The following is an 11,708-nucleotide window of genomic DNA, read 5'->3' as shown; positions in this document are numbered from 1 at the left end:
GTCCCCTCTCACTCTGCATTTTCAGGTTTTGCAGCAGGCATCAGATAGCTCGCCACACTGGTTTCACTAAGGTACTTCTGTGCAACTGCCTGAACCTGTTCAGGTGTCACTTTGGCAATGCGAGCAGGCCAGGTCTGAACCTTCTCAACAGAACCGCCTGTGGTCAGAGCTGTCCCAAAGATGCGCGCAAGCACGTCTTGCTTGTCTTGCGCGTAAATGGCAGAGGCCAGCATAGAGCGTTTAGAACGTTCCACTTCTTCAGCCGTCACACCGTTCTCAAGAACATCATTCACGATTGCCAGAGCACGTTTCTCAAGTTCTTCAAGCTCAACACCATCCTTTGGAGAGGTGTAAAGAATGAAGCGGGTGTCATCCAAAGCGGTGGATTGGTACCAGGCACCAGCACTGGTTGCGACTTCGCCTTCAATCACCAGCGCTTTGTAAAGCCGGCTGTTAGCGCCGCCACCTAAAATGTCTGAAAGCACTTCAAGAGCTTCAGAGTCACTCGGCTCTGCAGTGGTCGAGCTTGGTACGATCCAGCCATGTTGCAGGCTTGGCTGCGCAACCTGATCACTCTGCAGGCTGACTTCGCGATTACCTGGCACGATCTGGACATGCGGACGATCACGTGGTCCCGGGTCTGCACGTTGCTCAACCTTGCCATAGGTCTTCTTGGCGAGGGCCAGAACGTCTTCCGAAGTCACGTCACCGGCGACAATCAGGATTGCGTTGTTTGGTGTGTAGTACTTGTCGTAAAAGGCGATAGCATCGTCTTTGTTCAGCGCCTGAATTTCGTTTTTCCAGCCAATCACCGGAATACCGTAGGGGCTGTTCGGAAACAGGACCTGATCGAATGTCTCAGATAATCTGGCCGCGGGACTGCGGTCCACGCGTTGGGAACGCTCTTCGAGCACCACATCCCGTTCCGGATCAACCTGCTTTTCAGTCAGGATCAGGTTGGACATGCGATCAGCCTCATAGCCCATCACCATTTCCAGATGCTCTTTGGCAACCTGCTGATAATAGGCCGTGTAGTCTTGAGAGGTGAAGGCGTTTTCCTGACCACCTACCTGAGCAACCTTTTTGGAGAACTCACCCTCTGGTGTATTCTTGGTTCCTTTGAACATGAGATGTTCAAGAAAATGCGCGATGCCGGATTTACCGGGTTTTTCATCTGCTCCGCCAACGCGGTACCACACCATGTGGGTCACAATCGGGGCGCGTCGGTCAGGGATGACAACCACCTGAAGGCCATTGTCGAGAGTGGTTTGGGAGACATCGGTTCCGCCGATGTGTATTTTTGAAAAGTCTTCGATTGAAGCTTTCCCTGTTGTATCCGCAGCCACGGGCAATACTGGGCTTGCGAAAACAACCAGACTCAAAGCGAGGGCTTTAAGCGCGAGAGATCGACCAGTCACGTAGGGGGCTCCCTTTAAAATGAGCAGGACACAGCTGCCCTACCTATACCGTGATTGTGGTTAATCTCCTCGTGAATTATTCGTAATCTATTGCAGCTATAATGAAAAAAGCGCGAACATCGTCGCGCTTGCTTCATAGTTTATTCAGGCTTTCAGTAAGACTTGAACTCTCTGTGAGAGAGGTTCTTACTGCTTACTCATATCGATACGAGCGCCGTCTTCAATTGCTGCTGCTTCACGCTTTTTGCGAACTTCTTCGCTTTCGTCCACTTCCGGGGTCGCAAAAGCAACGCCTGCAACAGGAGTGGAGTAAGCCACTGGAGGCTCGGTCAGGTATTTGCGTGTCGGCGTACAACTTGGATCGCCAGGTGCGCAAATCGGTGCTTCCACATCCTTGCCACCAAGCTGTTTTTTAGCGTCCTGATACTGCCTGCCAAGAGCTGCCAGTTCAGTCGGGCTCAGCTTGTCACCATCAAGAAGCTGCTGCTGACGTTTCTCAGCTGCGAAATCGCGAGGACGAGCTGCAGCCTTTTTCAGCGCAGGGTGACCGCGCATTTGCTCAATGCTCAAAGGTTCACCTGGCTCTACCTTGTAGAACGCGCGGATCTCTTCAAGTTCTTCCTTGGAGCGGTCAACCGGCCAGTTGCTAGCGACTTCAGAAAGCTTGCGGGAATCAGGCTGCGGAAGGTTGCCAGCCTGTGTCGGCATAACAAGCGGAGCACGCTCTTTGTACTTGATGTCAGTGTTCTTCTGAGACTCAAGACCAACGGCGCTCAAGACACCCGTCATCAAACTCAAATCGGTGGTTTCAGTGCCATCATCGAAGTCACCATTACCTGTCATACAGGCGGATAGTGCGAGAGAGAGCCCGCAAACAAAAGTGGCCCGAACAACGAATTTTTTGCTACGGCTTTGCAATTTCATTACCCTTGTTTCCCGATCACCATCAAAACGGCGTTTGACAGGCATCACGGGTCAAATGACAGCCTGCGAAATCTGTAGTCCTCATAATCCAGTGATGCCACCTTAAAACAGGAATCACGAAACCATGAAGGCCCTAAGTGTGTAGTTATGCCCAGAAGCACCCGATATTCCCCACATATAATTGAGAATTAGGCAGTTTTAGGGCCGGCTATCCTTATTTTTGCCAATAAATAAGGTGTCGAGCAGCAAACCAGCAGCGCCAATAACAATCCATGCATCGGCAAGATTGAAGACGTACCAGGAAAATTCCCCAACATGGAAATAGAGGTAATCGACGACTTTGCCATAATAGAGGCGGTCAAAACCATTGCTCAGGGCGCCGGAGAGAACCAGCCCTAGGCAGAAACCTTCCAGCCGGTTACTTGCGCGCGCACTCCAGAACCAGATGAAAACTGAGGCAACAACCGTAAAGGCTGCCAATCCCCAGCGGCCAAGCTCTGTCGTTTGCTGGAAAAATCCGTAGGAAACGCCTTTGTTCCAGACCAGAACCAGATCCAGAAAAGGGCCAACTGGGATTGTAGGAATACCGCCACCTGAGAAATGAGCGACAGCCCAGAACTTGGCAATCTGATCAACAACCAGACCAGCTATGGCAAGGAGGAGGACGAGGGAACTGTGATGTCCCCAAAGCTTCAGTTTCTTCAAGGTTAATTCCCTCGTCACATCGTTCGCTTAAACAGTCGCGCCATCCAGCTCGCGCATTGCATCCGCATCGCGCAGTGTCAGCTCAGGATACTCAGCGTCTGCACCAACTTCTGGCAGGATCTTCCAGGAGCGGGCACACTTGTTGCCCTCAGCAAGACCTGGCACAACGCCAACACCAGCAGTGTCTTCCAACGTGAACGCACCTTCAGGAGCGCTGTCAGAGGACAGGTTCAGCTGGGATGTGATCGCGATTTCTGCAGCGTCCAGCCCGTCCAGAGCAGCCATCAGGTCCGCATCAGAGATGTAAACGGTTGGATGTGCTTCCAAAGAAGAACCGATCCGCTTTTCACGGCGTTCGATTTCCAATGCACCAGTGATCACACGGCGCACCGTACGAACCTTCTCCCACTTAGCTGCCAGCTCATCGTTTCTCCACGCAGAAGAAACAGCAGGGAACTGCTGCAGGTGCACAGAAGTTGTCGCTTCACCGTAACGGTAGATCCAGCTCTCTTCCATGGTGAATGGCAGGATTGGTGCCAGCCACATGGTCAGATGACGGAACAGCTGCTCAATCACATAAAGAGAGGCTTTGCGCTTCGTGGAAGATGGAGCATCGCAATACAGCGCATCCTTGCGGATATCGAAGTAGAATGCGGACAACTCAACAGTCATGAAGTTAAACAGAGCAGAGAACACGCGCTTGCTGTCGAACGCCTGATAGGCATCACGAACCAGCACATCCAGCTCAGCCAGACGGTGCAACATCAACAGCTCAAGCTCATTCATGTCAGCAAGAGCAATCTCTTCGCCGTCATAGTGACCAAGAGACCCAAGCATGAAGCGCAGAGTGTTACGCATCTTGCGGTAGGCATCAACGTTGGTCTTGATGATCTCAGGGCCGATACGCTGGTCTTCAGCATAATCGACGGAGCCAACCCACAAACGCAGAATGTCAGCGCCGTACTGCTTGATGACGTCCTGAGGCGCAACCGTGTTGCCCAAAGACTTAGACATCTTGCGGCCTTGCTCATCCATGGTGAAACCGTGTGTGAGAACAGCGTCATATGGTGCATGACCACGAGTACCACAGCTTTCCAAGAGGGAAGAGTGGAACCAGCCACGGTGCTGATCGGTACCCTCAAGGTACAGAACGTAGTCGTCACCACCCAAACCTTTACGGTTCGGGTTCAGGTCTTCACGGCGTTCCATGCAGAAGGCGTGTGTTGAACCGGAATCGAACCACACGTCGAGGATGTCCTCGACTTTCTCGAAGTTCTCAGCATCATATGCATCACCGAGGAAGCGCTGCGTTGCGCCTTCTTCAAACCATGCATCCGCACCTTCATTCTGGAAAGCTTCAAAGATACGCGCGTTAACCGCTTCGTCCTTCAAAACTTCACCGGTTTCCTTGTTCACAAGCACGGTGATCGGCACGCCCCATGCACGCTGACGGGAAAGAACCCAGTCAGGGCGGGCTTCGATCATGGCGTTCAGACGGTTCTGACCAGTTGCTGGCACAAAACGGGTCTCGGAGATCGCCTTCAGCGCGCGAGCACGCAGAGTGTCCCCTTTGGCTTCCTCGGAAAGTTCTTTGTCCATGTAAACAAACCACTGCGGCGTGTTACGGAAGATCAATGGAGCTTTAGAGCGCCAGGAATGCGGATAGGAGTGCTTCACACGCCCACGAGCCATCAGACCGCCAACTTCTGTCAGCTTTTCGATAACAGCTTTGTTGGTGGAGCCTTCCTTGCCTTTACGGTCCAGGATGTACTTGCCTTCAAACAGCGGCACATGCGGATAGTAGGATCCATCCGGCTGAACGGTCATCGGAACCTGTTCAGTACCAGCTTTTGCAAAGGCTTCCCGGTTGTCCAGGAACATCTGGAAATCTTCCTGACCATGACCAGGAGCGGTGTGCACGAAGCCAGTACCAGCATCATCGGTGACATGCTCACCGGCAAGCATCGGTACGTTGAAGTCGAAGTAGTCGCCAGCGCCTTCTGCACCACGCAGCGGATGCGCGCAGTATTCGATTGTGCTCACATCAACATCGGAAACACGCTCATAGGCATCAACGCGGGAGGCTTCAAAAACAGACTCAGCAAGCTTGTCAGCAAGGATGTATTCTTCGCCAACCTTCGCCCAGTTGTCTTCAGCAGCCTCAGTCACCTTGTAGATGCCATAGCTGATGTCGTTAGAGAACGAGATCGCGCGGTTCGCAGGGATGGTCCATGGAGTGGTTGTCCAGATAACCACTTTCTTGCCGATCAGCGCTTCATTGCCGGACACAATCGGGAAGGTTACCCAGATGGTGTGGGAGATATGGTCTTCATACTCCACTTCCGCTTCAGCAAGAGCAGTCTTCTCAACGATGGACCACATCACAGGCTTGGAGCCACGGTACAACTGGCCGGATGTTGCGAACTTCATCAGTTCTTTCGCAATCACAGCTTCACTGTCGTAGCGCATGGTCAGATATGGGTTGTCCCAGTCTGCTTCAATGCCAAGGCGCTTGAATTCTTCACGCTGAACATCGATCCACTTGTCTGCAAATTCACGGCATTCCTTACGGAATTCGTTGATCGGCACAGCGTCTTTGTTTTTGCCTTTTTTGCGATACTGCTCTTCGATCTTCCATTCGATCGGCAGACCATGACAATCCCAGCCAGGCACGTAGTTCGCATCAAAGCCCTGCATCTGCATGGAGCGATTGATGATGTCCTTCAGGGTCTTGTTCAGTGCATGACCAATATGGATGTTGCCGTTCGCATAAGGAGGGCCATCATGCAGGATGAACTTAGGGCGACCTGCAGATTGATCACGCATCACCTTGTAAAGGTCCTTGTCCAACCATTTGGCGAGGATCTTAGGTTCATTCTTTGGAAGGCCTGCCCGCATTGGGAAATCAGTTTTAGGCAGGTTGAGCGTGTCCGAATAATCGCGGCTCGGTGTATCGGTCATTTGGCAGTCCGCTTATGTGGGCATTTGTTTGCCCATAGGCATTTGGTAAAGCGCAGGAATTTGCGCAAGTTTGAAAATCCCGCCGTCTCTGTGACGGTTGGAGGTCTCCCGGTACTTCAGGGCGCCAGCGGGCGTCTCAACTGAAGGCCGGGCCAATAATTCGAAATTGGCACACCTTGAGTAAGGTCAAAGGAGTAGTCCTGTTATCTTCAAACTCGGCTAACATAATGAGTGCTTTTAGCAGCGCTTATCCTAGGAATAAAGAGCCTCTAACAACAAAGCTCAATATTCTCAAGACCAAGAGCAATTTTCCTGAAGGCCGGAGCTGCCACGCTGAAGTCAGTAATGGCGCTTGGGTGAACTGTCGACAAGCTCTTCGCTCTCCGCCTGACGCTTCGCAGCTGTCCGTTCGCGGTGTGCAATGTAAAGCCCGCCACCTGAGATCAAAGCCACACCCAGCCAGACAAACATGTCCGGAATGTCCCCAAACAGCACGAAGCCCACAATCGTTGCGCTGATGATCTCTGTATAGCTGAGCGGTGCAAGAACGGAGGCAGGGGCTCGGTCAAACGCAAGTACGATACACCCGTGTGAGGCAAATGAGATAATGCCCATCAACACGAACAGCGGTAGGTGAGTGAGGTCTGGTGTTGTCCATGCAGCAGCTTCAAACCCAAGCAGGCTTGCGATGATAACAAGCGGTGTAAGCGTCAATACACCAGCAACACCCGTTGCGAACTGAATGCCAAGCAAAGAGGCACTCCCTGCCAGTTTGCGTGTCAGAACAAGATAAACTGCAAAGGAGGTCGCTGCTGCAAGGGGCAACAGAGATGGCCAACCCAATGCGCTGGATCCTGGACGGATAATGATCAGAGCCCCGATCATGCCAACCACAACGGCTGCCCAACGGCGCACGCCTACTTTTTCCTTCAAAACAACAGCTGAAAGCACAGTCAGGATCATCGGTTGCACAAAGAAGATCGCAATCGCATCCGCCAAAGGCATGTACTTAAGAGAGGTGAAGAAGAAGATTGAGCAAATTGCGAGACAAGCACCGCGCACCAGCTGAATACGGTTGACCTCTTTCATCAAAGAGCCGAACGAACGGCCCATGAAACCCGCAATCACGAGAACAATAATCGCCTGACACAGGAAGCGGCCAAGCGATACTTCAACCGGTGAAATGAACGCACTGAGATACTTGGCTGTGCCATCCATCAGGGGGGCCAGAGACATTCCGGCGACCATAAACAGAATGCCATGTAGCCCGGCATTGGAGGTATGACTATCTGTCGAGGCGGTTGTTGTTGTCATGTTGCTCTCGGATAATGGGGATACGCTGACATATCAAAGCCAGCGCAGAGGGTAAGGGCCTATATTGACGCACCAGCTATTCCTTTGCGCAACCAAAAGAAAGTGCCGGTAGCGGGCTATTCAGTGCAGTTATCTAAAGAGTATCTGTTCCGCCCCTCAATATTATGAGGGAGAGGGTTTTCTCTCTGCATTTGCAAGTATCAGTCCGCTGCAGATGAGCATACCAACGCCAACCCAGACAAACTCGTCAGGAATTTCGTTGAAGACCAGGTAACCGATTGTGGTTGCGGAGAAAATTTCAACGTAATTGATTGGAGCCAACACGGATGCCGGTGCTCTCTCAAAGGCTTTGACCAGCAGAACATGCGCGATCAGGCCAGTGGCACCAAGACAGCACAATAAGATTGTTGGTAGCGTAAAGTTGGCCTCCTGATTGACAATCACCAGATCTCCACCAAAACCAGTCAGCCAAGCATAAATGATGATCGGCAAAATAAAGAGACTGCCAGCAAAGCCAGTCGCGAACTGTATGGCGAGCTGAGAGGATTGCCCGGAGAGCTTGCGTGTCAGCATCAGATAGCAGGCAAATGTAAAAGCAGCAGCTAAAACGAGAAGGCTCGCCGGTTGAAAGACGCCAGTACCAGGGCGCATGATCACAAGCACACCAGCAAACCCAATCAATACCGCCAGCCAACGTTTTGGGCCAACTCTCTCCTTCAGGAAGACTGAAGACAGAACAACAAGAATGACCGGCTGCACAAAGAAAATTGCCGTCGCATCTGTCAATGGTAAGTACTTCAACCCAAACACAATGAACACCGAGCCCACCGCAAGCAGCAAGCCACGGCAGAACAAGGGCAGGGTGGTCTCTTTCAAAAGACTGAGCCAGCTCCGTTTTTGAAAAGTGGCAATCGCCAGAATTATGACGAGCTGCACGGCAAAGCGGAAGAAAGCGACCGTCAAAGGAGAGAAAAACTCTGAGAGGTATTTCACCACGCCATCGGTGCTCGATAGAATGAGCAACCCGCACATCATCAGCAGCACGCCATGCAACACATTATCAGAACTGGCGGTGCCAGCTCTCGTAGCCGCTGATGTCATGAACTATCTTTCTAAAGGGGGTGACTACCCGTCGGCATTGAGCATTTGGTCCAGATGAGAGAGCGGTCGCATGGAGGCAATCATTGCCCGTGCCTCAGCGCTATCCTGATCCATTTGGCTAATTAAGGCTTCAATACCGTCAAATTTAAGTTCGGCACGGATAAATCCGACGAAGCAGACTGTGACTGGCTTTTCATAGAGGTCACCAGTGAAGTCAAACACATGCACTTCAAGCAGCGGTGCGCCATCATCAAAAGTTGGACGACGACCAAAACTGGCCACACCATCATGCATCACACCGTCAATTTTGATCTGAACGGCATAAACGCCTTCTTTCAGCTCACAATTATCGGCAAGCTTCAGGTTCGCAGTTGGGTATCCCAACTCGCGGCCACGCTTCTCACCGTGTTGAACGGTCGCTTCAACAAAATAACGATATCCAAGCAAGCCGTTCGCCACTGCCAACTCGCCTTCAGCAAGAGCGGTGCGGATACGGCTGGAAGAGATGATCTCTCCCCCCTCATCACCTTCTGCGCCAACGATAGTCACGGCAAATCCATGGGCTTCACCAGCTTGCTCAAGAAATTCAGGAGTTCCTTGACGCCCCTTCCCAAAGTGGAAGTCATAGCCAGTGATGCTCTGGGAAATGCCAAGGCGGCCAACCAGAATGTCTTTCACAAAATCTTCAGCGGCCATGCCGCCAAACTCTTTTGTAAAGGGCAGTTCGATCACGCCATCCAGATGTTCCGCTTCAAAGATCTCTGCTTTGACATGTGCAGGCGTCAAACGAAATACAGGCTGATCAGGCCGGAAAAAGGTGCGTGGGTGTGGTTCAAACGTCATGGCGAGGGCCGGAACACCGCGCTTTGCAGCTTCATCACGCGCTAAATCAAGGACAGCCCGATGTCCGCGATGAACACCATCAAAATTCCCAATAGCAACAACGCCGCCGCGCAGTTTGTCGGGAAACTGCGCAAGGTCAGTAATATGCTGAAAAGAATGCGCCTGTTTGATCGGCTCACCCATGAACTGTACTTCCCGCTTGAGCGTATTACCGAAAAGTGGCTCCGGTTTTCGGATTAAAATACGCGTGAATAGAGAGATTCAGAGTCTGACGCGCGAATGCGTAGAGCGCAGCATACTCCAAACATCTGGAATTTTGCGAGACGGTGCCGTGAGAAGTCCGCCCCGTCAAGCTCTTGAGATGGAGTTTGCCGGGCCGGACACAAGAAACTTCAAGTCCTGTGCAGGAATTTCAGCTTAAAGCGGAATATCCATGTCGGCGCGAGCAGGGACTTTGACCATCGCTTCTCCCTCCAAAACCACCTTGCCTTCGACCAGACATTGGCAATCCAACCGGGCGCGATTGCCTTTGTCGATCAGCTCTGCAACGCTCACGCGCACCTCAATATCGTCGCCGATATACACAGGCGCGCGAAAATTTAAAGATTGAGACAAATAAATTGCACCTGGGCCCGGTAATCGCGTTCCAAGTACGGCTGAGATAAGGCTCGCAGTGTAAAGACCGTGCGCAATACGAGTTTTGAAAGGGGTCTTTGCTGCAAAATGCTCCGACAAATGGATTGGGTTTCTGTCACCGGAAACCTCTGCGAATCCTACGATGTCTTGAGAGCTGACGTGCTTTACGAAAACTTCGGTCATGCCGACTGAAAGGTCTTCATAAGCGAGTGGACGAAGGCTGAGCATAGTGTTTCCTCGAATTAACCACAGGCAATATTGCCGGTAAAACGCGCGGAAACGCTAGTAAGCGGGCCTCTAAAAAACAATTAGGCTTTTAGCATTATTGAAATCGTATTGGAGAAATTAACCTAACTATAACGTAGGGCGGTTAATTTCGCGAAGTTGAATTGGTGGGGACCCCTTTTATTTGGAAGGACACCTGCGTCCAGTGTGACCGAACAATGTCGTGGTCGCCGTGAGTATAGCAGAGAGGCAACGACAGCCTCTTGAGAATATGGAGTTGTACATGGCCCTTGATCTTCAGATGCCAATTCTGGTTGTCGATGATTATAAGACCATGATTCGAATCATTCGGAACTTGTTGAAGCAACTTGGCTTTACGGACATCGATGATGCGGCTGATGGCACTGAGGCCTACGAGAAAATGAAGCAGCGCCGCTACGGCCTGGTGATCTCGGATTGGAACATGGAACCTATGACTGGCTACGAGCTGCTCAAGCAGGTCAGACAGGATGCTGCTCTGTGTAAGACGCCATTCATCATGGTGACGGCTGAGTCTAAAACGGAAAACGTAATCGCTGCCAAAAAGGCAGGGGTTAACAACTACATCGTTAAGCCGTTTAACGCGCAAACTCTTAAAGGCAAAATCGAAGCGGTATTCGCCGACTAATTTGCTTTGCGCACAATTGAAGAATATGGGCTGGGGTGAGGACGCGATAACGAGAGCGCCCCAACCCTTCTGTGCACCCAACTGACCGGTTACAAGGTCGGGTAGAGCTCTGACCCGGCAGGCGATTTTGCCTGCTGGAGGAGACGTTCCCTACACAGGCAAAGGGAAGTGTTTTGACCAAAATTGATATTCAGCAACTCATCGATTTTCTGGAAGAAAGCCGTGAGAAATCTAGCGAAGTCACACTAACTGATGTGATGGGCCTTGCAGAGGTTATGACAGGTTCAATGGGGGACATCATTGAACACATCCAACCTGCAGTGACCGTGGAACTGGCAGAAATCGGCGCGGAAATTGCACGGATGAAAGCCGAAATCAGTAAGCTTCGTGTCGCAGATATGAGAGATAATCATATCCCTGACGCTGGTCGGGAGCTGGATGCTATTGTTTCTTCAACAGAGGAAGCAACACATTCAATCATGGAAGCAGCTGAAGCCATCATGGCAGCTGATCCTGAGGACATTCAAGCCTATCAGGACACCGTCAACAATCAGGTTATGGAGATTTTTCAGGCCTGCGCGTTTCAGGATATTACTGGACAACGCATTTCTAAAGTTGTCAGCACCCTGAATACGATTGATGAGCGTGTTTCCAACTTCGTCGAACGTTTACGCCTTGAGCAAGAAGCTCATAACGAACAGGGCGGGGAAGAAACGGATGAAGAGCGCCGCAAGCGTGAGCTGATCCTCCATGGCCCGCAGCACAAGGGTGAAGGTGTCTCTCAGGATGAGATTGATGCTATGCTCGGTGATGTGCAGCAGGACGATATCGACAAGCTGTTCGCCTGATTTTACTTGCGATCAATTTGTCAGTGGGCACTGCCCACCAACAAGAAATCTAAAAGCAGTTTGTTG

General features: G+C 51.5%; 10 protein-coding genes. 2 read left to right on the top strand and 8 right to left on the bottom strand.

What is annotated here, in order from left to right; all coding sequences use genetic code 11:
- Positions 1 to 8: 8 nt before the first annotated feature.
- The 8 genes from DHN43_RS04960 to DHN43_RS04925 all read right to left on the bottom strand — a co-directional run bounded on the left by DHN43_RS04960 (position 9) and on the right by DHN43_RS04925 (position 10,130).
- Positions 9 to 1,418 carry a M16 family metallopeptidase gene (locus DHN43_RS04960; RefSeq protein WP_063287163.1) on the bottom strand — a complete coding sequence of 470 codons (1,410 nt, stop codon included), beginning with the start codon at positions 1,416 to 1,418 and terminating at the stop codon, positions 9 to 11.
- Positions 1,419 to 1,604: 186 nt separating this feature from the next.
- The gene (locus tag DHN43_RS04955; protein ID WP_208980502.1) at positions 1,605 to 2,342 is read right to left on the bottom strand and encodes a hypothetical protein; all 738 of its coding nucleotides are present in this window, start codon (positions 2,340 to 2,342) and stop codon (positions 1,605 to 1,607) included.
- Between the two features lie 198 nt (positions 2,343 to 2,540).
- Positions 2,541 to 3,047, bottom strand: coding sequence for a signal peptidase II (lspA, locus tag DHN43_RS04950; RefSeq protein WP_108817889.1), 507 nt, complete (start codon positions 3,045 to 3,047; stop codon positions 2,541 to 2,543).
- Between the two features lie 27 nt (positions 3,048 to 3,074).
- Positions 3,075 to 6,008 (bottom strand): isoleucine--tRNA ligase, encoded by a 2,934-nt coding sequence (ileS, locus tag DHN43_RS04945; RefSeq protein ID WP_108817888.1) that lies wholly within the window; start codon positions 6,006 to 6,008, stop codon positions 3,075 to 3,077.
- Between the two features lie 339 nt (positions 6,009 to 6,347).
- Positions 6,348 to 7,322 (bottom strand): DMT family transporter, encoded by a 975-nt coding sequence (locus DHN43_RS04940; protein ID WP_057464059.1) that lies wholly within the window; start codon positions 7,320 to 7,322, stop codon positions 6,348 to 6,350.
- 162 nt (positions 7,323 to 7,484) lie between these two features.
- On the bottom strand, positions 7,485 to 8,423 hold the full coding sequence (locus DHN43_RS04935; RefSeq protein ID WP_057464058.1) for a DMT family transporter: 939 nt from the start codon (positions 8,421 to 8,423) through the stop codon (positions 7,485 to 7,487).
- 24 nt (positions 8,424 to 8,447) lie between these two features.
- Positions 8,448 to 9,449, bottom strand: a complete 1,002-nt coding sequence (locus DHN43_RS04930; RefSeq protein ID WP_108817887.1) for a bifunctional riboflavin kinase/FAD synthetase — start codon at positions 9,447 to 9,449, stop codon at positions 8,448 to 8,450.
- A 234-nt stretch (positions 9,450 to 9,683) separates the two neighbouring features.
- Positions 9,684 to 10,130 carry a MaoC family dehydratase gene (locus DHN43_RS04925; protein WP_057464057.1) on the bottom strand — a complete coding sequence of 149 codons (447 nt, stop codon included), beginning with the start codon at positions 10,128 to 10,130 and terminating at the stop codon, positions 9,684 to 9,686.
- A 280-nt stretch (positions 10,131 to 10,410) separates the two neighbouring features.
- Here DHN43_RS04925 and DHN43_RS04920 point away from each other — a divergent pair, with 280 nt between their 5' ends.
- Both DHN43_RS04920 and DHN43_RS04915 read left to right on the top strand, forming a co-directional pair.
- A complete protein-coding gene (locus DHN43_RS04920) occupies positions 10,411 to 10,794 on the top strand; it encodes a response regulator (RefSeq protein WP_008552155.1) in 384 nt (127 codons plus the stop codon).
- 173 nt (positions 10,795 to 10,967) lie between these two features.
- A complete protein-coding gene (locus DHN43_RS04915) occupies positions 10,968 to 11,642 on the top strand; it encodes a protein phosphatase CheZ (RefSeq protein ID WP_063302459.1) in 675 nt (224 codons plus the stop codon).
- The last annotated feature ends 66 nt before the right edge of the window (positions 11,643 to 11,708 follow it).

Source organism: Pseudovibrio sp. Alg231-02 (assembly GCF_900143565.1).
GTDB lineage: Bacteria > Pseudomonadota > Alphaproteobacteria > Rhizobiales > Stappiaceae > Pseudovibrio.
Note: the sequence above shows the minus strand (reverse complement) of the source record. Positions and strands in the feature narration are given on the sequence as shown.